26 protein-coding genes are annotated in these 17770 nt (G+C 44.3%); 10 read left to right on the top strand and 16 right to left on the bottom strand.

The features are described from left to right. Positions 1 to 22: 22 nt before the first annotated feature. From AC6RV6_RS07300 to AC6RV6_RS07325, 6 genes are all read right to left on the bottom strand, one after another. Positions 23 to 277, bottom strand: a complete 255-nt coding sequence (locus AC6RV6_RS07300; protein WP_500240033.1) for a hypothetical protein — start codon at positions 275 to 277, stop codon at positions 23 to 25. Between the two features lie 41 nt (positions 278 to 318). Next, entirely contained in the window at positions 319 to 1794 is a 1476-nt protein-coding gene (locus tag AC6RV6_RS07305; RefSeq protein ID WP_500240035.1) for a vWA domain-containing protein, read from the bottom strand. Then, positions 1787 to 2212, bottom strand: coding sequence for a pentapeptide repeat-containing protein (locus AC6RV6_RS07310; protein ID WP_500240036.1), 426 nt, complete (start codon positions 2210 to 2212; stop codon positions 1787 to 1789). Before AC6RV6_RS07310 ends, AC6RV6_RS07305 begins: the two co-directional genes overlap by 8 nt. A gap of 42 nt (positions 2213 to 2254) precedes the next feature. Beyond that, on the bottom strand, positions 2255 to 2659 hold the full coding sequence (locus tag AC6RV6_RS07315; RefSeq protein ID WP_500240038.1) for a hypothetical protein: 405 nt from the start codon (positions 2657 to 2659) through the stop codon (positions 2255 to 2257). 34 nt (positions 2660 to 2693) lie between these two features. Then, entirely contained in the window at positions 2694 to 3869 is a 1176-nt protein-coding gene (locus AC6RV6_RS07320) for an AAA family ATPase (protein ID WP_500240040.1), read from the bottom strand. Positions 3870 to 3954: 85 nt separating this feature from the next. Beyond that, positions 3955 to 4788 carry a hypothetical protein gene (locus tag AC6RV6_RS07325; RefSeq protein WP_500240041.1) on the bottom strand — a complete coding sequence of 278 codons (834 nt, stop codon included), beginning with the start codon at positions 4786 to 4788 and terminating at the stop codon, positions 3955 to 3957. On the opposite strand from AC6RV6_RS07325, the gene AC6RV6_RS07330 reads away from it, so the two are divergent. Next, complete coding sequence (locus AC6RV6_RS07330) at positions 4787 to 5218, top strand: hypothetical protein (protein WP_500240042.1); 432 nt, start codon at positions 4787 to 4789, stop codon at positions 5216 to 5218. The two genes, AC6RV6_RS07325 and AC6RV6_RS07330, sit on opposite strands and share 2 nt — an antisense overlap. 1 nt (position 5219) lies before the next feature. On the opposite strand, the gene AC6RV6_RS07335 is transcribed toward AC6RV6_RS07330, so the two are convergent. Continuing rightward, on the bottom strand, positions 5220 to 6590 hold the full coding sequence (locus tag AC6RV6_RS07335; protein WP_500240044.1) for a hypothetical protein: 1371 nt from the start codon (positions 6588 to 6590) through the stop codon (positions 5220 to 5222). 152 nt (positions 6591 to 6742) lie between these two features. Here AC6RV6_RS07335 and AC6RV6_RS07340 point away from each other — a divergent pair, with 152 nt between their 5' ends. The 5 genes from AC6RV6_RS07340 (at position 6743) to AC6RV6_RS07360 (ending at position 9588) form a co-directional block, all read left to right on the top strand. Next, the gene (locus AC6RV6_RS07340) at positions 6743 to 8176 is read left to right on the top strand and encodes a DUF4942 domain-containing protein (protein WP_500240046.1); all 1434 of its coding nucleotides are present in this window, start codon (positions 6743 to 6745) and stop codon (positions 8174 to 8176) included. A gap of 169 nt (positions 8177 to 8345) precedes the next feature. Further along, positions 8346 to 8762, top strand: coding sequence for a hypothetical protein (locus tag AC6RV6_RS07345; RefSeq protein WP_500240048.1), 417 nt, complete (start codon positions 8346 to 8348; stop codon positions 8760 to 8762). 19 nt (positions 8763 to 8781) lie between these two features. After that, on the top strand, positions 8782 to 8943 hold the full coding sequence (locus tag AC6RV6_RS07350) for a hypothetical protein (protein WP_500240195.1): 162 nt from the start codon (positions 8782 to 8784) through the stop codon (positions 8941 to 8943). Next, positions 8882 to 9082 (top strand): GIY-YIG nuclease family protein, encoded by a 201-nt coding sequence (locus AC6RV6_RS07355; RefSeq protein WP_500240194.1) that lies wholly within the window; start codon positions 8882 to 8884, stop codon positions 9080 to 9082. The genes AC6RV6_RS07350 and AC6RV6_RS07355 overlap by 62 nt, the downstream gene beginning before the upstream one ends. 110 nt (positions 9083 to 9192) lie before the next feature. Further along, on the top strand, positions 9193 to 9588 hold the full coding sequence (locus tag AC6RV6_RS07360) for a DUF6876 family protein (RefSeq protein ID WP_500240049.1): 396 nt from the start codon (positions 9193 to 9195) through the stop codon (positions 9586 to 9588). A 34-nt stretch (positions 9589 to 9622) separates the two neighbouring features. Here AC6RV6_RS07360 and AC6RV6_RS07365 read toward each other — a convergent pair whose 3' ends face one another. Next, positions 9623 to 10180: a DUF922 domain-containing Zn-dependent protease gene (locus AC6RV6_RS07365; protein ID WP_500240051.1), complete on the bottom strand. Its 558-nt coding sequence runs from the start codon at positions 10178 to 10180 to the stop codon at positions 9623 to 9625. A 349-nt stretch (positions 10181 to 10529) separates the two neighbouring features. On the opposite strand from AC6RV6_RS07365, the gene AC6RV6_RS07370 reads away from it, so the two are divergent. Next, positions 10530 to 11285: a hypothetical protein gene (locus AC6RV6_RS07370; protein WP_500240053.1), complete on the top strand. Its 756-nt coding sequence runs from the start codon at positions 10530 to 10532 to the stop codon at positions 11283 to 11285. A 37-nt stretch (positions 11286 to 11322) separates the two neighbouring features. Here the strand turns inward: AC6RV6_RS07370 and AC6RV6_RS07375 are convergent, their stop codons facing one another. Further along, entirely contained in the window at positions 11323 to 11487 is a 165-nt protein-coding gene (locus AC6RV6_RS07375) for a BstA C-terminal domain-containing protein (RefSeq protein WP_500240054.1), read from the bottom strand. Positions 11488 to 11831: 344 nt separating this feature from the next. Continuing rightward, the gene (locus AC6RV6_RS07380; protein ID WP_500240056.1) at positions 11832 to 12686 is read right to left on the bottom strand and encodes a DNA adenine methylase; all 855 of its coding nucleotides are present in this window, start codon (positions 12684 to 12686) and stop codon (positions 11832 to 11834) included. A gap of 748 nt (positions 12687 to 13434) precedes the next feature. Here AC6RV6_RS07380 and AC6RV6_RS07385 point away from each other — a divergent pair. Beyond that, entirely contained in the window at positions 13435 to 13620 is a 186-nt protein-coding gene (locus tag AC6RV6_RS07385; protein WP_500240057.1) for a hypothetical protein, read from the top strand. A gap of 85 nt (positions 13621 to 13705) precedes the next feature. On the opposite strand, the gene AC6RV6_RS07390 is transcribed toward AC6RV6_RS07385, so the two are convergent. Genes AC6RV6_RS07390 through AC6RV6_RS07410 form a run of 5 tightly spaced genes read right to left on the bottom strand, consistent with a single transcriptional unit; the run spans position 13706 to position 15181 of the window. After that, positions 13706 to 13945 (bottom strand): hypothetical protein, encoded by a 240-nt coding sequence (locus AC6RV6_RS07390; protein ID WP_500240058.1) that lies wholly within the window; start codon positions 13943 to 13945, stop codon positions 13706 to 13708. 4 nt (positions 13946 to 13949) lie between these two features. After that, positions 13950 to 14144, bottom strand: a complete 195-nt coding sequence (locus AC6RV6_RS07395; RefSeq protein ID WP_500240060.1) for a hypothetical protein — start codon at positions 14142 to 14144, stop codon at positions 13950 to 13952. Between the two features lie 5 nt (positions 14145 to 14149). Further along, positions 14150 to 14545, bottom strand: a complete 396-nt coding sequence (locus AC6RV6_RS07400; protein ID WP_500240062.1) for a hypothetical protein — start codon at positions 14543 to 14545, stop codon at positions 14150 to 14152. A 38-nt stretch (positions 14546 to 14583) separates the two neighbouring features. Next, entirely contained in the window at positions 14584 to 14754 is a 171-nt protein-coding gene (locus AC6RV6_RS07405) for a hypothetical protein (RefSeq protein ID WP_500240063.1), read from the bottom strand. Then, positions 14741 to 15181: a DUF4177 domain-containing protein gene (locus AC6RV6_RS07410; RefSeq protein WP_500240064.1), complete on the bottom strand. Its 441-nt coding sequence runs from the start codon at positions 15179 to 15181 to the stop codon at positions 14741 to 14743. Before AC6RV6_RS07410 ends, AC6RV6_RS07405 begins: the two co-directional genes overlap by 14 nt. Before the next feature lie 551 nt (positions 15182 to 15732). Between AC6RV6_RS07410 and AC6RV6_RS07415 the strand changes: the two genes are divergently transcribed. After that, a complete protein-coding gene (locus tag AC6RV6_RS07415) occupies positions 15733 to 16080 on the top strand; it encodes a helix-turn-helix domain-containing protein (RefSeq protein WP_500240066.1) in 348 nt (115 codons plus the stop codon). A 53-nt stretch (positions 16081 to 16133) separates the two neighbouring features. Continuing rightward, complete coding sequence (locus tag AC6RV6_RS07420) at positions 16134 to 16949, top strand: hypothetical protein (RefSeq protein WP_500240068.1); 816 nt, start codon at positions 16134 to 16136, stop codon at positions 16947 to 16949. On the opposite strand, the gene AC6RV6_RS07425 is transcribed toward AC6RV6_RS07420, so the two are convergent. Then, complete coding sequence (locus AC6RV6_RS07425) at positions 16946 to 17671, bottom strand: helix-turn-helix domain-containing protein (protein WP_500240070.1); 726 nt, start codon at positions 17669 to 17671, stop codon at positions 16946 to 16948. The two genes, AC6RV6_RS07420 and AC6RV6_RS07425, sit on opposite strands and share 4 nt — an antisense overlap. Between the last annotated feature and the right edge of the window lie 99 nt (positions 17672 to 17770).

The raw sequence follows: 17770 nt of genomic DNA on the forward strand, positions 1-17770 counted from the left end.
TGTATGGAAATTCAAATGTGATTCACAGCCAATCGCTTTGCTCAGTGACCGCCAAGCCCTTCAATGCAAACCGCACGAGGAGGCGATAGGTTTTCTCGATCGCCATGAGTTGTTGGTATTCCGACTCGGGTATTACCTTCACGCGATCGCCCGCTTTGAGCATTGGCATTAGCTCATTTGCAACACTTTCGGGGATGCGTTCTTGGCTGGTGGATTCGTCGGGATAGCCGGGAGCATTTTTGGGTCGTCCGCCGTTTCTCCATCCTCCTCGGGACATATTGTTTTCGCGCAAAAACTAAAGTGCTATTATATCTTAGCTTATACTGCGCTAAAAATTTCCTCGATATCCCCCGCCCCTTGCAAGTCTTGAATTGCCCAGACGCGATCGCAGAATGTTTCGAGGGATTTGGTGCTGTAGGCGTTAATTAGCATTCCATAACACGAAAACTCCAGCGTTGTCTTTTGCTTGCGAAACTTGTCTTGGAACTTATCAGATAGCCAGCACTCGCCATCGGTGATAAAAATTATATCGGCGCGTTTGAGTTCTGGCGTTTTTTCGAGGCATTTCAAGGCTTCTTTGAGAGGTCTTTCAAAGTTTGTGCCGCCGCCAGAGTAATAGCCGGTGATGAGTGCCAATAACTCCTCGAAATCAAGAGAATTGGGGGGAAAATCGTCAACTCGGTCAACGCGATCGCTAAATTGAATCGTGCGAAAATGCCGCTTGTCTTTGCGGGCTAAAGTGGCGAAAACTAACGCCAGCGCCTTTGCCCATTCGTCGGGTAAGCCGGACATCGACCCGGAAATGTCAATGCAAAGAATAATGGGACCTCGAGATAAACTATCTTTATCAACGAACTTGTACTCCAGCAAAGTTCTCTCTAAATACCCCAAGGCAAACAAGGGTTTTGTTGCGGGAACGGCGAGTTTCTGGAGTTCCGAAGGCAACAGTCGAGGGAGATTATTGCCCGTAGTAATTCCTGCCAGTTCCCCATACCCTTCGACTTCCTTGCTGCGGCGTTTGAGTTCGGCGGTCGCTATCATCCTCCCGGCAAGTTCCAGAATGCGTTGCAGCCTGTCGTTGTCCGCGAGGATCTGGGCAAACTCGATTTTCTTTGCGATGGGTAATTGCCTCGGATTACCCGGCTCGTCGCCCCAGCCCATGCTGTTTGTGGCGTTCTCAAAGGAGTCTAGAATTTTATTTGCACCACCAATGGCCGCCCGTTCAATGGAGCGAATCTGGGTTTCGTCTAGTTCTTCAGCGTATTCCTTGGCTTGGGCTATGGCTTTCTTGCCCTGTTGTTGGAGTTGTTGGATTTGCTGTTGGAGTTTGGCTTGCTCTGCCTTTGTGAGATTATCTTGGTTGAGTTGTTGCTTCAAGTTCTTCACGCGATCGCGTAGTTCCCCAACGTCCTCCTCCATTTCCTCGGGGGGATCGGGAAGTCTGTCAATTAATACATTACAGGCTTCGATGGTACCGATGCCCGACTCGAAAGGCTTACCCTCGCAGCGCGTCACGAGACTCTCAAACTCTGGGAGTTCTGTAAACTCTTCGTGTAACTGATGCGCCCATTCACCTTCGGGAGGCTGAGGGTCGAGGGGATTGGGGTTGGCATCGTAGTAAAGCCTGTGGAATATTTCAAGGGCGAAACTCGGCCACTCTGAAAACCCCTTGGCTTGCCCTTGAGATAACATCGCTTGCGCGGCGCTGAACTCGCGAGCGAAGTCTTTCCAAAATAACACCGAGGCTGGCGATAATTTTTGAGTAATTTCGCGATAGCTAAAGATTTTAATCATTATACCGTTTTAAAATATTAATACTGATAGTTTCATTGGGAACTTTTTCTAAACCTAGTTCTTTCGCAAGTTCTTTTTCTTCTTCTTCTGTATCTATTTTTGCCCAATCTTGCTCAAAATATGCTCTTATCCTTGCTTTTTCTATAGCTTCTTCATCAGTTTTTGCTAGCACGAGAATATCTTGATAATATTTCGAGTCGAAATACTTTATAAAAAACCTAACTTCAGACAAAATAAACCCAGTATTCTGAAATTTAGCACCTCTTAATAATGCACCATTAAAATTGCATTTTTCAATTTTGGAGTTTGTAAAATCTGCTCCAAACAATATTGAATTGCGAAAATTTGCTCCAGTCAAATCTTGGTTACTGAAGTCACATTCAGTTAAGTTTTTGAGTTGAAAATTTGGATTTTTCATTGTTTGCTACCTTGAAAAATTTGAACTTGGAATCGAAAATATTTATGATTCTCTTTCATCATATTCTATACTCTGCCGAATAATTCCTAGATTACGCCGCAATAAATTGTAAAGTTGGAGTGCTTGAGTCCCATTGAATCTAACAACGTTTTGATCGTTGTTATCCCACAGGAATAATTTGCCGTTATAGTGTAACTCCGCGCCCCAAGTTTTACGATGAAGAAATGGCGCATCCAGTTTGATAATACGAGTGCGAATTGACAGGAACTCTACGAAATCTCTAGGAACTTGCCAGCCAATGATTCTCCGAATATCTGCGAGGGTTTGCTTGTGGATTTCCGCGATGCTTTTGGAGGCTTGGCAGTGCAGATCGCTCGTGCCGCATTCGCCGCCGAGGAAGCGCCAGCGTACTTGGTAATTGTAAGTAATGGTAGTGTTGTTATTCATAAAGCCTGTCGGCGTGTGAGAGACGACGATTTGATTAAACTACGCGATCGCGATACCCTGCCGTTTCCCCCATGAGTTCTTCGAGCGCCTTCAGTTTTGCTTTAGCTTTCTCAGCATCTCTGGATTTAGAATTAGCGATGGCTTCCTTTATTTTATCACGAAGATTGGCAAGAGTTGTGGAAGTTTTGGTGATGGTTTCGAGTAAGTTTTGTTCGTTGTAGGCGTTGGGATTGCTACTGTATTCTGTGGCTAATTTCGTCACTTCACCTGCTTCGATTTTAGCAGCATCGTAAAATTGCGTGACTTGCTGCAATGGACTCGGATATGCCTCTTTTAAGAGCTTGCGAATCTCGTTGATTTCTTTAGGTTGCGTGCGCCACAAACAATGAGGAAATAATTCGTGAATGTGGTCGATGTAAACTTCATCATCCCCTTGCGTATAAGCATAGCATTGGAGTAGGTTAGCAAGCTGCTGGAGCTTGCGATCGCTAATGAGAAACACTTGTTCTTTTAAGATGCCATGAATTTGCAAGAGTGCCGTAATAATCTCCGAACTTACTGCAACACTTTTGGCATCTTTTTGCATCTGGTAAATTTCATCTAGCGAGAGTTTTACCGTGACGCTAGGATTGCCTTTAATGGCTCTGTGAATCAGCTTCTCTCTAGATTTGGCGCGAGTCACATAGCCCACCCACGGTCTGAAGATAAACCTGTCAACAAATGCCGCCATTTCGTCATCTTTGGGAACGTGATTCGCCGCGCCCACCAAGAATAACAAAGGGATTTTCTGGGGTTCTGGATTCTCAAAGATTTTCTCGTTGATGATGCGAAGCAAGGCATTCAACGTCGTCGGGTTGCACCTAAAAATTTCATCCAAAAACGCAATGTGTGCCTCGGGCAAGCGGTTGATGGTATTGCGTCGCAGAATATCTTCCTCCTGCAATGCTCTTAAACTCGGCTGACCCAATAACTCTTCGGGGGGCTGCGCTTTTTGGAGCAATCTATTAAAGAACTTCGCTCCCTCGATCGCATTGCAGATTTCGAGCAACATCGCACTCTTCGCACAACCCGGCGGTCCGAAGAGAACCGCATTGCCACCGAGTAATAGCACTGCCAATAGCCCGTCGATGATTTGCGAGCGCTCGAGGAAGCACTGGTTCAGTTGTTTGCGGAGCTTCTGAAGTTTTTCTGGGGTTGTCGCGTTCGTCATAATCGCCTCTAAGCCTTGTTTTTATTATAGTTTAGTTTTTGCGCGAAAACAAAAAAATTCATATTCTGTCGGTCAATTGAAAATATTAGGAAGTCCCGATTTCCTTCACCGCATCCTCGAGTTCCTGCTTTTGCTCCGCTTTCCACCGTTCCAATACATCCTCTGCATTCATGCCTTTGCTCTGTTCTTCTTGTTCCAGCTTCGCTACTCTTGCCCGCAATGCGGCTTTGTCATTCCACGAGTTTCTCAGGCGATCGCGTTCGCTTTGGATGAGTGCATAATCTTCTAGGACATCGGATATCTTGTCGGTAATTTCAGAGGCCAAGCGCATCTCGAAGTCTTTGTTCAGTTGTGTTAACTCTGCCTCGAGGGTTTCGACTTTGGCTTGCAATCGCTCGTTCTCCAATTCCAATGCGGTTTTATTGGGCTTGTTGGATGGCTTGGGTTTCATGGTTTCGGGGAAACACTCTTTGACTATGCTTCGCACCAGTTTTTCGGTGACTGGCTTAGTTTCGGCACGGCGCTGCACTTCCGACCATGCCTCGCGTTGTTGTGCTGAGGTTAATGGCGCGAGAGGGCGGATGTGGCGTTCGCGAATTTGTATACCGTGGTCTACATTTTGATTTTGTATACCGTAGTCTACATTTTTGACTCCCTTTGCACCGGGCGGCGGAATGGTTAAGTTGTCTACGATGGTCGATGCCTGAATTTGTTTGTACGCATAGTCTCGCCCCATCTGCCAGCGCTCCCGGCAATACGCAGCAAAAGATTTGTGAGTGTCTCGATACAGCTTGGCATCTTTGATTTCTTGGAGCGCTTTGCCTACCTCGTAGAATGTTTGCAACCCGCGTTGGATAACGGCTTCGCATTGCTCTAGACGGTCTCGCTCTGGCGTTGCGAGGGAATGATTTGGTAACATGGTTGGTAAGAAAAATTTTCCACGTCTCCCCGATGCTCCGCAAAAGCATGTGGAAGTTTTTTCTGCTTTTATGCTATCTTTAATCCTAACACAATGCTTGAAAATTAACGCAACCATGAACGCCAATGAATTCTGCGATCGCTGGTTCGGTTACGATGCAATGAGCGAAGAAGAAAGAGCGGCCGCCAAAGGGAAATGGGGACACCGACAGCAGCGCGTTGAAGTTCTCGCGATTATTCTCGACAAGCCCGAAAATACTGTCACGGCGTGGGGGAAAGACTTTGAAAGAATGCCAAAAGATTTGGAATTTGCTTTGGCAGCAACGGATGCAATGCGAGTGCAGTGGTTATCGATCGGCAAAGTCAGACCGGGAATATTAACGTTATTTTGGCAATCATTCGGGCAAAATAATACTTTGAATTCCAAGTGAATTAGAATCCCGCATCTTCATCAAACACCGATTCCGGCGTAGTGGGTTGTTGCTTCGCACTTGCAATCTTCGTCTCGACTTTGGCTTTCGTAAACAACTTCTCCAACTCCTTCGAGCGATACTTATACAAACTCGCCAAGCTCTCAATTTTCCCCTTGAGTTCGCTGATGCGTTCGAGGTTGGGGTTTTTCTCCAGTTCCTTCAGTTCCGCGATTGCGTCTTTGTACTGCGCCTCATAGGTTAGCATCTTGGAGAGCCGCGCATTGCCCTTACCGCCAGTGTTATCCTTATTTGCTAAGTTTCTCAAGTTCTCTTGGAAATCCTGCAACTTATCGTGCAATAGTGAAATATTCGTATTCTCATCTTCGTACAGTTTCCGAATTTCCCGCGCTTCCTCGATAATCTCAGTCAAATTGGGGTCGTGGGTTGCCAGCACCTCCAACCGCGCAAAGGCACTATCCCAGCCTTTGATAGTTTTAGATTTCCCCGGGATATTCCCCGGCTGGCACAGGGCGATCTTGTCGAAGAAGTCAGCCAGTGCGTCATAAGCGTCGTCTCTGGCTCTGGCTCTACCTTGATTTACCGCTTGGTTTAAGCCATCGGTAAATAACGCCGTGCTTCTGGCGATCGCCTGAAATTTTTCTTGTTCTAACTTGGCTTGGTCGGCATCCAGTTCCGCTTTGGCGCGTTCGGCAGCGGCTTGGGCGACCTTGGTATCCTGCTGCAAACTTTCGATAAACGAGGAAATCTTCTTATTCTGAGTAATCTGGACTTGCAGCGCATTCTCCGCCCAGTCCTCGGGCGTAGGGTAAGCATCGGTGTATCTGTACAGCGCTTCGCTAACTTGAGTGTCATCGAGTCCGGCTTTCTCCATCACGCCCTGCAATTTCACCAAGAAATGCTCGATTTCATCGTCATAGCTGGCTATCAAGTCTTGCCTTAACTCATCTGCCAACCCCTGCATCTCCTCAATGGCAGCGATCGCATCGGGATAATGAGACTCGTGAACGAATCGGTACGGCTCTGCATATACGGTGAATTTACTCTGCCAGAGTTTCTCGGCACTCTGCAACTTACTGGCGTAGCTCTTTAACTTCTGGCTAATCTTGGCACCGTAACCGCCCCGTGCAATTTCTCGCAGTTGCTCTAATACTTCACCGTCAATCCCTAGTTCTTCACCGAGAATTTTGATGCTCTGCCTGCCAATGATAATCTTGGTCTCTAATAAGTAAATCGGTTCGTTGGAGAGATGTCGCCAAATGTCTTTTGCTTCGGCGCGTCCGGGTTTTGCAGTAGATACTTCGGGTGTATTGTCTTCTTCGCGTTGAAAGGTTCTACGTTTGTCGGCGATGAGTGCTTTGATGTTCGCCATAATTTCAAATTCTGTATGGAATCTGATTTTATTTTAGCATATTTTGTTTTTGCGCGAAAACTAAAATGTAGAAAAAAAAAGGGTTTGAGAGGAGATAAGAAAAATAAAAAACAATAGCTCTCGCAAGGGATGAAGAAAAATAAAGAAAGCCCATGCTAGAACATGAACTGTATCCAACCCCCAAAGAAGTCATTGCCAAAATGGTCGAACCCTATGTAGTCAAGCGCTATTATGGTTGTTTGTCTTTCAAAGGACTCCTTCTCGAACCTCACGGCGGAACCGGAGCAATCCTCGATTATCTCTGTGAAGAACTGCGCGTCAAACGGTCATTGCTGCGAACCATCGAAATCGATCCCGAACTGCGCTATCTTCTGCAAGGCAAGAGTTACAAGGTCATCGAAGCGGATTTCCTCGCGTATTGCGAACCCTGCGAATTCGGGTTAATCCTTGCCAATCCACCGTTTAGCAATGGAGTTCGGCACGCCCTGAAAATCTGGGAAGTCTTGGCATCCGAAGGCAAAGCGGCGATCCTGCTCAACCGAGAAACCCTCGATAATCCATGCGGTCGAGAACGTAAAGCTCTGCTGGGACTGATTCGCGATTTTGGCTCTGTTGAATATCTGGGAAAATGCTTCAAGCATTCGGAGCGTCCTACGGATGTCGAAGTGGCATTGGTACGCTTTGCTAAACCCGCGCGAGCTTCGTGCATTGACTTTGATGAATTAAATCTGGAAACCGATGCGGGCGTAGAAGACACCGAGTTTGCTGCGAATCCCCTTGCCCATCGCGATGTCGTGAAAAATCTGGTTGCTCGTTACAATAGTGCCGTTACTGCCTTGAGCGAACGCGATCGCGCTCAATCGAAGCTGAGTTTCTATTTGCAAGGGATTCAGCGTGAAGTCTATGAATCCTGTAGCGATCGCGAACGAAAGAGTTTAGTCGTGGAAGCCTCGCTAGACGAGCAAATCAAAGCATTAAAGTCGCGTTTTTGGAATACGGTGTTTGTGAAAACTCACTTGGGAGAACGCACGACAACTCACTTTCACAAGAAGTTCGATGAGTTTGCTCGCGCTCAAACAAATATGGCATTTTCTGAAAAGAATGTATGGGAAGTTTTGGAGATGTTCTTCCTCAACAGCGAACAAATCATGCAAGATTGCCTCATTGATATGTTTGATAAACTGTCGAAATACTGCGAGAAAAACAAAGTACATCGTGAAGGCTGGAAAACGAATAAATCGTGGCGATTGAATAAGAAAATCATTCACCCTTATGGCGTTACTTATGAGAAACAATGGGGGTTTTCGGTATCGTGGCGAGAATGCGAGATTTATAACGATCTAGATAAAGTGCTGTGCTATTTATCCGGCGTTCCCATCGAAAAAGGCATAACGACAGCGAAAGCCATTGATAACTTTACCAAGCTGCGAGATATCGATTATCGTCAAGAATTTGAGTCTTACTTTTTCTATCTTCGCATTTTTAAGAAAGGTACGGTGCATCTGACATTTAAAGATGAAAAACTTCTCGAAGACTTCAATCTCAAAGTCGCTGAAGGAAAAAATTGGCTGGGTGATGGTTCTTAGAAAAGGATTAGGGGGAAAGACGGGAGTAGGGAGTAGGGAATCGTGGGGGATTTTCGGGGTAAAGAAGAAGGAATAAAAAATAAGAAAAGTGAAGGATGGGGTGAAAACAAAGGAGTTAAGGAATATATCACAAAGATTTCCCTTCTACTCCCTACTCCCTACTTATCCCATGTACGGCGAACCCTTTCAAGACCAATGCCGCGAATACAACGCAACCCTCGTCAGCGATCGCGACCTCGAAATCCAACAAGCCATCGCCGCTCAGCAGAGCGCTTTTCGGTCTTACATTGCCGTTGAAGTTTCAACGCATCCCAATGAAACGGAGCAATTCAGCGAAGCTAAGTTTGGCATTGGCAGCAAAGTTTATTGGAAAGATGACAGCATTGCTCCGGGGGATTGGGAAGAATACGAAATCTGCGCTGTAAAATGTAGCTACAATCGTTACAAAACCGGGACGCTCATCAGTAAACCGCAATGGCTTTATCAACTTCAGACATTCTCCGGGTTATGCGAGGAGCGATGGATTGGAGAAGACAAGTTATGTAGCATCTTCGACATACAAAGATTAAACAATAAAACTGCATAGAAAATTGCATTGGCATGGGATGAAAATAACCCAAAATCCCATGCAGAAAATTGTGTATCTCCTGCATTATCGCAAAGCCATTGGCTGTGGTAATCTCGGTATGGCACAGCATTTCTTACTTGGTTGGAAATGGCGGGGAAACCCCGCCGTCCCCCAAGCGCTATCTTGGCTTTACTCATAATCTCGAAGCCAGACTCAAGCAACATCAAAACGGTTCAGGCGCGAGAATTACCGAAGTTTTTGCAGAGAGAAATATTGATTTTGTTCTTGTTAGAACTTGGGAGGGCGACAGAGACTTAGAACGGCATCTCAAAAGCTGACATAACGGCAGAATGCTCTGTCCGCTTTGCAATCCTAATGCAATGAATCTGGCAACAAAATACAAAGGAGAAAAATTAAAAATATTGGCTCTCGCAGGGGATGAAAATGAATGATGAGAAACGAAGAAATGATTAAGAATCCAGAAGAGTTAGTCGCAAACTTAGCTCATTTTACGGGGTCGGAGTATCTTTATTCTCATTGGTTGCAGTGCTTGCAGTATACCGATGGGGTCAAGTACCTTGCCAAGGAAGCGGAAGCAAACTGGTTCATCGACGCGATCGCATCGTATCAATATTCGCCGCAAATCTGTAAAGACTCCATGCTGCGCGATTTTCAGCTTTGGATTCTCGCGACTGACTTGCAAGCCCAAAGCGCCGTACTGTCGTGTTATCGCGACACGGATGACTTGGCATTTTCGCAGAAGATCGAGTACACCGATTTTCCCATGCCGGAAATCAAGCTCTATGTTTGCGGTAATGTTCTCATGTTGCTCTCGGAATATTGACCCGACTTCCCCACAATTCCCGATTTCCTACTTCCTACGGAAACCTCACCCCCTCAATTCTACCGTGATTCGTCTCGCGATCGTAGGCTGCATCGATCGCATTGTACTTCCGAATAATCCCATTGGCTTTCTCGTTGGCAGAGTTTCCGAGGGCATCGCAGTCGGTTTGGGGTGCGACTTTATCCAACATCTTCTCGATTTCCTCGGCAGCTTGTTGCCCGTGCCGGGCGTGTTTGTTTTCGTGGGCTTGTAGGGCATTCAAGAAGTTATCCCAGTGTTGTTGGAGTTTGGGAGATGCACTGGTTTGATTCGTCCATCGGGGTAAAGTTATAGTGATATCGGTTGTAACGGTTGGCTCTGTTAGATAACAGCGACCGTTGCGAATGTCGTACCGATAGCGCCAATTCACTTCCCATTGCGTCCGACCGTCGCGGTGTCTGCCTTGCCACCAAGGACCGCGCTCGTTCATTTGCGATCGCAATTGCTGTGCCGTCGTGCCTTCGATATTGTAGTAGTCTGTGGTGACGGTGGTGACAGGCGCGGCAGAAAAAACAAAGGAAAGCGAAAGAACGAGGGCTAACGCGAAGGGCAAAAAGAAACGGAGAACGGAACGATGCAAAGCCTGAAGACTCGATACTATCTACTCTTCCCGTATCGCTCATCAATACCGCGATTGCCAGAGGACGAGAAGGTGATTAAGCTACTCGGCGAATGCTGGATAACGCTGCTGATTCCGACGAACGCGCCGGATGCCGTCGATACTGCGAAAATCTGGGCATGGATACGTCCTCCGGACACGCTGCGCGAACGAGAACCGAGAGGGTTTCGTTGCCCGAGGTAGCTTTGATTGCATTGATACGGAAGAAATCCCGATATCCATTGACAAGCGCAAGATCGCATGGCTGGCTGCGATATTCTAGAGTTGAGGAGAATCTCGTACCATGTATCAAACCCAAGCTGCCGATACGACTGTTGAAACCGAGCGCGTTCTGTTTGCCCTGATGCGTCGTTTATCCCCAGAGCGTCGTGCCTTACAAGTGCGTTCGTTTCACCGCCAAGTTCGCTCGTTGCGCTCTTTGAAGATTTCTGAATCCACTATGCCAAACGTACCCGATACCCCCTTCGAGCTTGCCGTTGCCATCGGTAATATCTTCGATAAGCTAAACTTACCGTATTTCGTAAGCGGCGGCTTGGCCAGTGCTATCTTGGGCGAACGCCGCACCACCGAGGATGTTGATATTGCCGTTGCTCGACTGAGCGAAACCAATATGCGATCGCTGATGGACGCGCTGTCTGAATTCTACGTTAGCGAAACGGCGATAGAAGAAGCTCTACGAGGACAAACTTCGACATTTAATGTCATTCACTTAATCTCGACAATTAAAGCAGATATTTATCTCATTCGCGATAATGACGAATACCGACAGAATGCCATTGCACGGCGACAGCGCATTGAGTTAGGTGACGGCATGGCATTTTATATTGGCGCTCCCGAGGATATCGTCTTGCAAAAACTGGTTTGGTATCGCATTGCCGGTAATGAATCAGCCAAGCAATGGCGCGACGTTCTCGGCATCCTCAAGCTCCAAGGGGAAGCGTTGGACTTTGAGTATCTGTGGCAGTGGGGAGAAGTGCTGGGCGTGCTGGCAGAACTCGATCGCGCATTGGGAGAAGCGGGGTTGGTTGATATATTATAACCCCCGCACGATACGGGATGCAGGGGCGGGCTGGGGATTATTCGCCTAACGGCAACCCCAGCATTTTGCTCAACGCAGGCAAGGCATCGGGGTCTTTGTGGCTGAGATAGCTCGGCAATTTCTGCGGCTTGTACGTTTCGCGAAACCACTTCCGGAACATCGGCAAATATTCCTCGGGATACGCATAAGTGTAACGGGACACATGGTTCTGGATCTTGACATTGATCCGGAATAATCCGCAACTATCCGCAAAGAGGTGAAATGACAAATGCTCTGGCGATCCCTGCGACTGATTTTTTGTTCGGGTGATGACAAATTAATTCTGGATCTTTTTGGCGCAAAATACGCCACATGGTTTTGGATCTTAGGGAGTATAGATGTATGGGTGAGGCAAAACACCGCAAACTTGCGAACCCCGATCGATTTGGTGAGCCGACTAATGAGATGCGAAAAGCGATCGCAATTATTGAGAACACGACCCAATGAGAAATTGCCCAGCTATTTGACTTTGATGGCTGGGCTGATGGAAGTGTTTCGCAGCTAATTTCACGGAGTCCGAACGCGGCGGTATACGATCTCGGTGCGAGAGGAGAGGTGGGTCGCACTGCCAATTCCTTGCAAGCGGCTTGAGCGCGTTCGTCCTGCTGCGGAACAGGATGTTTGTATTTTGATTTTTTTGTATTTTGCTTTTTCTAAGGATTTATAAATGGGGGAGTTGTAGGTGGAAATAATGGCATTTCCTTTGAATTTGCAAAGGATTTCTATGAGTTTTTCGTGCTGTTCGTTGGTCATTTCGTGGGGATATTTTCCGGATTTTCGAGTAGCTTTTGGGTAAGGAGGATCTACATATATTGTGGTGTAGGGTTCGTTGAGATGTTTGATGAGTTCGAGACCATCTCTACATTCGATTTGAACAGTTTTCAGACGTTCAAGCCATGTTTCAAAATATTGCTGGCGACTGAGCCAACTACTTGTGGTGGATGCCATGCCTCTACTGCTGCTTGTTAGGGAAACCCCCCATGAACGTTGAGTTGTGGAACCTGCAAAGCCTTGGTTTTGCGCGACGTAAAAAGCCCATGCTATTTCGATGGGGTTGTTGGTTGGATTTGCGAGTATTGAGGCTGCTTTATGGAATTCAGCGCGACTGTAGAGTGTGTTGGCTATTTTGTATTTGAGTTGTTGGTTTTTTTCGGGGTTTTGTAAAACTCGGAAAAGTTCAATGAGGTGTTGATTTAGATCGTTGTAAAATTCAACTGGTGAGGGGTTTCTGGCGAAGAGAATTGAGCCTGCGCCACCAAATGGTTCGGCGTAAAGTTTAGTGTAGGGGATTAGTGGGAGGAGCTTTTTTTTGAGGTTTCCTTTTCCGCCGAAGTAGCGGACTGGTGAGGATATTTGAGGCATTATATCGGCAATTGATTTGGCATTGATGGTAGACCCTATGAAGTGATGATTGTTTGATTTTAGAGTGAAGGATTGATTTTTATCAGTGCGAATTTTTTCGCAGTGATGGGAATTGGGATGTTTGTTTATAGTGGATTTAATATCTTTTCTGCGGGAGTTTTTGTGTTAAATCTCATTTCTCGCTGCTTTGTTTCTCTCTGTTTTCTATTGTTTTTTCCTTACCTGATTCTGCGTTATTTTTTTAAGATTTTGAGGTATTTGCCGTCAATTCTTAAGAAGCATGAATTCTTAATGGGGGATGGTCTTTTTGGGGTTAATTGGCAGAAGCTAAAATCTTTTTTTTACCTCCTCTTGTATGAGCTTTTGTTCGATGCAGAATGTAGGCTATGGATACTGCATTATGACGATTTAGAGGGACGAGAAATGAAGGATATTTAGTCTACATTGTAGTAATTGTATTGTTTGCTAAGATGGAGAATTTTCATGTTGAATTGTATTAATCGCATTTCTCGATTTTTTGTTTCTCTTTATTTTCTGTTGCTTTTGCTGGGTTTGATTTCACGATATTATCCTAAGATTCGGAGGTATTGGCGGTCATTTCTTGCGGAGTATAAGTTGATGGGGGATGGTTTTCTTGAGGCTGATTGGGGAAAGGTGACAAGGTTTTTGAGTTTCTTTTGGGTGAGTTTGTCGCTGTATATTAAAGAGGTTTTGAATGAACAGAAATCTAAGGATGGAGGGTTCGGTAATGTTTCAGGACATTAATATCTACGATGAACTTTTTTCTGTTGTTCTTAATGAGATTGCTGCGATTATTCCCGATAGTAGTAACAAGGTGTTAGCAAGTTACCAATTGATTTTACGGTCGGGGGTTAGCATTGATGGACTTTCGCTTGAAGTTGTGAATAAAATTATTGATGCTTTGAGCGATTAAAGAATGCTAATCTTTACTTTTTTTTAACTCAAAGTCTTTGCATGATGCGCCGTTGCTTGTGGGGTTGACGGCGCATTTGATTTCTTCAATCTAATTTTTCAAATACAATCCTATCAATTATTTCATAGCCCCACCGCGAATTATGTGCTGCAAGCTGTTTGGCTGCATCAATTTCTCCCAAACGACAGAGTTCGCTTAATTGTTCGTATCCTTCTTGTTTGTCTTGTTCAAAGCGTGCTTGTTTTCGCTTTTGTTGTTCTTGCAAGGAAAGTTTGTTTTGGGATGATTCGGAAAAATCGATATTGATTTGGAGGAGTTTTTGCATGATTTTATGATATTTCTTTGTCTTTTAGCCAGTAGAGTTCCCAAGGTTCAGGACTTCTGATTATTTCGGTTTTGATTTCGATGGTGTTGTTTTCTGTGATGTTGTAGTAGGGGATGACTCCTTTTTTTTGACTGATTAGTGGGGGCATTGTTTCAAAGATTTTTATGGATATTTCTGGAAATACTTCTCCTTCTTTCATGATTTTTACTCCTCAGAACGATTTACATAAAAGGCTTTTTTTTCAGCGAGAGGCAATACTCTCGTTTCTTCTTTTTTCTGCATTTTTATGCGAATTTCTTTATTTTCTTCTTCCTGCATTTCGTTATGTATTTGTATGAGCAAACATCTGGCTATCTCGCCAACTCGTTGTTTTTTTGGAACGGCGATCGTGGTGTTGCGTTGCGATTTAACATTCTCCAATGCTGTGTGGAAGTGCTTGGAAAGCTCCAATTCTGGCCAGTTTTCATCTAGAAATTTATCGAATTGATAATCAAATAATTGACACAGGAGTTCTTTCTGGTTTTGGCTCCCTTCCTCTGCATCAACTAATTTTTGGAGGATGGTTTGGATGCCTTTAAGCCAGTCGTAAGGGTTTATCATGAGATTCTCAAGGGAAAGATTATAAAATTATACTCCACTTATTCGGGAATTTCGATCGCTTCCCCTGCTTCCCCGTTTGCTGAATTGCTCTCCTCAACCTGATAGATCGGGGGGTTGGAAGATCGATCGCTTTTCTTGGTTTTTGGCAATGTGGGAATCCATTGCTCTAGCTGCCTTGCCCATTGCTCAAAAATTTTATTGTGCTTCATCGGTTTCATTTTCTCTTGCTTCCCTCATCAGAATACACTCGTAGCTTGCATCGCCGTCGTTCAATGCCCGACGACAGGAGACGATGCGCCAGCCATTTTGCCCGTAGGCGTTCATGAATTCTCGGAAGTTGAGATCGTCAGGGGATTGGATATCATATTGGAATTTTGGTGGGGTGGGAGGCTCGGGACGCAAGCCCGCAACGTTGACCAAAAGAACCAACAACAGCAGCACTATCACGAACGTGGGGGCGTGCTGGAGAAAATAATCGCGAATTGTGAAAGATTTACTTTTTTTGGCTTGGTTTTCGAGGTTGTTGACGGTTTGGTTGAGTCGCCTCATTTCGGCTTGAATGCTGTTGAGGGTTTTTAGTGTGGGATTTTGTCCTTGGTTGCCTGTGGGTCTGCGTGGGGGTTGGGTTGAGGTCATGGGAAAGATGGATTTTTCAACAATTTTACCCTTTGGGAAGCTGGCAAAAACCTCGCTCTCAAGTTCATAACTTTTTCATACAAAAGTTAATATCGACTTTAAATAAGTTTAATAAGTTTATGTTTTATTCATATCCATCTCAAAGAGATTACTCTAGGTTGGATTTAGCTTGTGTGCCTGAAAAGAACAACTTATTGCCAGCAAACTCTCAATAGCGATCTGCGTTGAAGCGAGGAGAAAATTATCTCGATTGGTTGTTTTTTAAGCTGAAATCAATCTATTACAGCAGATGTCGTGAGGATTTTGGGTGAACAAATTCAATTTGTGAAGATTTTATGAATTTGTTATCGACTATTTACAGTGCTTTGATTGCCTGATCTAATAGCTTTTGAGTCGATTCTTGGCAATAAATACAATTTACCTAGACTTTTAACTATATTATTGAAGCAAATCGAATCAATAATTAAGTGATTTTCAGAATTTTTGAGATGTTTTTAAAGTTTTTGTAATATGGTTCTACATTTTTTTGTGCTAAAAGTGTAGAACAGGTGTTGCAAATTTTATTTAATCTAAACCATAGAGTTGTTGAACTGTTGTTTTTTTCTGAGCTTAGAGTGACTACTGCTCTAAACCGTAGCTATAATAAAATATCGAGTTTGGAGATGACAATTAAGTGCATTCTGGGAGAAATTCGCCGCGTAAGGGGATATACCCAACAATCTTTAGCTGATGCAGTTGGATGTAGTCTTGGATGGGTTCGCGACCAAGAACAACAACGCGCAGAGGGAATTGGTTATGACTATCTCGACAAAATTTGCGAAGTTCTTGATTGCGAAATTTATGAGATTCTCATTCGAGAACACAACAATGAGCCGAATACTCCGGATCGGTCAAATTAGTCTAGAATATTATGAAGATGTGTTCTTCTCTTCATAACCTTTCCATTAAAACCATGTCTCAATTTCTTACAGAGCAATTCTTAGAAAAATGTGACTTGTCTTATCTCTTCTCTGGATATTACAAAGGCACGATTCTAATTTCTTTCATGGAAGAATACCCATTCAAGTTGACTGTGGATTGCGTGGGTAACGCTTTTCAAGAAGGAGTTGCTCTGCAAACTGCGAGACAACTTATCGGGGACTACAAAGACTTAGCAAAAGCAGCTTCTCAATTAAGCATTACTTTAGTTTGCGTTGCAGTGCGAGGGTTCAAACTAGCTGAATACCCCGTGTTTACCTCAAAGGAAATGAAGACAATGAACACAACAACTCACAGAATTATTCCTTTTCAGCAATCGATTCGCGAAAGCAAATCTACATTTGCCAAACAATATCCAGAATTCATAAAAATGCTCAGTTGCCAATTCAACACAACTATTAGCATTTTTAGTACAAATCGCGATGCAGGATATCCACTCCTTTACTGTTTCCCGTGGCGAGGCATAGAGAACAGACTAAATCTCCCTTTAAAAGATTTACTTTTGCAACCAGCTCTTATCTCTAAAGGAGTGATTGGAGAATCCAAGAAACAGTGCATCGAACAAGTCCTTGAAATTGATGAAAAAAATTTCCAAATGAGTTTGGATTTGGAAGATTTAATTCAAGTGCATTATACCTACTATGATGACGAAAACAAGACAAATATCCCTGTATGGGAAAAGCAATTAACGGGTATTCCTCTAGGAGATTCTGAAGTTGCTTTAATCACAACTGACACAAAAAAAGCTCAAACTGATTACTGGGAGCAATGGTTATTAGACAAGTCTTAGATTGATTTACCATTTTTTGCTCCGTTATCATTCTCGCTATAGAGTTTGAGATCGGGGCGCTCTTTTTGAGCCGCTTTTATCCAATCGATCGCAGTCCCATATTCTCCCTTCCTGTCGAAAAATGGCTGCATAAGCATTACCAAAAATAAAACTCTTTCGGAAGATATTTCCAAATTTTCAAAGTTTTCTGCTATATCTTTAATAGTCTTAATATCTGGAAATTCAGGCAATGAGCGCCGATATTCTTCAATTTGCTTGTTCCAGTTACTCTCAGATCTACGCAAAAAGAATTTTAATATTTGGCTCAGGGTATACCCCTCAAACATTGCTTTCTCCCCTGTTATTTGCTCAGCCAATTGTTTGAATTTTTTGTCAAACAGTTTTTCGATTACTCGTATCATTTTGTTGTCTTCATCTTCATCTTCATCTTCATCTTCACTTTCATCTTCACTTTCATCTTCACTTTCATCTTCACCATAGATAAAGCTATCCAATTGCCCTACTTTCCACCCTTTAAGCTCAGCAAGGCGACGATAGTTGCAAACGCGCATCCGAGACGGATCGATCAGGGATTTGCCATTTTCTCCAAGATATTCCCCAACAGTTGGGGGAGATACCTGCAATTTTTTTGCAAGTTGCCGTGAGGACAGGTCAAAATCATCCAACAAACTTCGAATGACTTCCGATAGACGTTGCTTAGGGTTTTCCGTCTGTACCTTCATTTCGCAAATGTTAACTGAACCTTACAAAATTTTAGCCTACCTGTTGACAATTTGTCTAGAGTGAAGCTAAATTGAGTGTTAACCAAACCTTACACAATG

This window comes from Spirulina sp. LEGE 11439 (genome assembly GCF_059821285.1).

What these genes read in the sequence shown, in the direction of transcription:
- AC6RV6_RS07305 (WP_500240035.1), bottom strand. Translation starts at nt 1,794, where the DNA reads ATGATTAAAATCTTTAGCTATCGCGAAATTACTCAAAAATTATCGCCA.
- AC6RV6_RS07420 (WP_500240068.1), top strand. Translation starts at nt 16,134, where the DNA reads ATGTCTCAATTTCTTACAGAGCAATTCTTAGAAAAATGTGACTTGTCT.
- AC6RV6_RS07360 (WP_500240049.1), top strand. Translation starts at nt 9,193, where the DNA reads ATGATGAGAAACGAAGAAATGATTAAGAATCCAGAAGAGTTAGTCGCA.
- AC6RV6_RS07380 (WP_500240056.1), bottom strand. Translation starts at nt 12,686, where the DNA reads ATGCCTCAAATATCCTCACCAGTCCGCTACTTCGGCGGAAAAGGAAAC.
- AC6RV6_RS07405 (WP_500240063.1), bottom strand. Translation starts at nt 14,754, where the DNA reads ATGAAGCACAATAAAATTTTTGAGCAATGGGCAAGGCAGCTAGAGCAA.
- AC6RV6_RS07335 (WP_500240044.1), bottom strand. Translation starts at nt 6,590, where the DNA reads ATGGCGAACATCAAAGCACTCATCGCCGACAAACGTAGAACCTTTCAA.
- AC6RV6_RS07320 (WP_500240040.1), bottom strand. Translation starts at nt 3,869, where the DNA reads ATGACGAACGCGACAACCCCAGAAAAACTTCAGAAGCTCCGCAAACAA.
- AC6RV6_RS07370 (WP_500240053.1), top strand. Translation starts at nt 10,530, where the DNA reads ATGTATCAAACCCAAGCTGCCGATACGACTGTTGAAACCGAGCGCGTT.
- AC6RV6_RS07300 (WP_500240033.1), bottom strand. Translation starts at nt 277, where the DNA reads ATGTCCCGAGGAGGATGGAGAAACGGCGGACGACCCAAAAATGCTCCC.
- AC6RV6_RS07340 (WP_500240046.1), top strand. Translation starts at nt 6,743, where the DNA reads ATGCTAGAACATGAACTGTATCCAACCCCCAAAGAAGTCATTGCCAAA.
- AC6RV6_RS07425 (WP_500240070.1), bottom strand. Translation starts at nt 17,671, where the DNA reads ATGAAGGTACAGACGGAAAACCCTAAGCAACGTCTATCGGAAGTCATT.
- AC6RV6_RS07315 (WP_500240038.1), bottom strand. Translation starts at nt 2,659, where the DNA reads ATGAATAACAACACTACCATTACTTACAATTACCAAGTACGCTGGCGC.
- AC6RV6_RS07390 (WP_500240058.1), bottom strand. Translation starts at nt 13,945, where the DNA reads ATGCAAAAACTCCTCCAAATCAATATCGATTTTTCCGAATCATCCCAA.
- AC6RV6_RS07395 (WP_500240060.1), bottom strand. Translation starts at nt 14,144, where the DNA reads ATGAAAGAAGGAGAAGTATTTCCAGAAATATCCATAAAAATCTTTGAA.
- AC6RV6_RS07385 (WP_500240057.1), top strand. Translation starts at nt 13,435, where the DNA reads ATGTTTCAGGACATTAATATCTACGATGAACTTTTTTCTGTTGTTCTT.
- AC6RV6_RS07350 (WP_500240195.1), top strand. Translation starts at nt 8,782, where the DNA reads ATGAAAATAACCCAAAATCCCATGCAGAAAATTGTGTATCTCCTGCAT.
- AC6RV6_RS07345 (WP_500240048.1), top strand. Translation starts at nt 8,346, where the DNA reads ATGTACGGCGAACCCTTTCAAGACCAATGCCGCGAATACAACGCAACC.
- AC6RV6_RS07330 (WP_500240042.1), top strand. Translation starts at nt 4,787, where the DNA reads ATGGTTGGTAAGAAAAATTTTCCACGTCTCCCCGATGCTCCGCAAAAG.
- AC6RV6_RS07310 (WP_500240036.1), bottom strand. Translation starts at nt 2,212, where the DNA reads ATGAAAAATCCAAATTTTCAACTCAAAAACTTAACTGAATGTGACTTC.
- AC6RV6_RS07325 (WP_500240041.1), bottom strand. Translation starts at nt 4,788, where the DNA reads ATGTTACCAAATCATTCCCTCGCAACGCCAGAGCGAGACCGTCTAGAG.
- AC6RV6_RS07400 (WP_500240062.1), bottom strand. Translation starts at nt 14,545, where the DNA reads ATGATAAACCCTTACGACTGGCTTAAAGGCATCCAAACCATCCTCCAA.
- AC6RV6_RS07410 (WP_500240064.1), bottom strand. Translation starts at nt 15,181, where the DNA reads ATGACCTCAACCCAACCCCCACGCAGACCCACAGGCAACCAAGGACAA.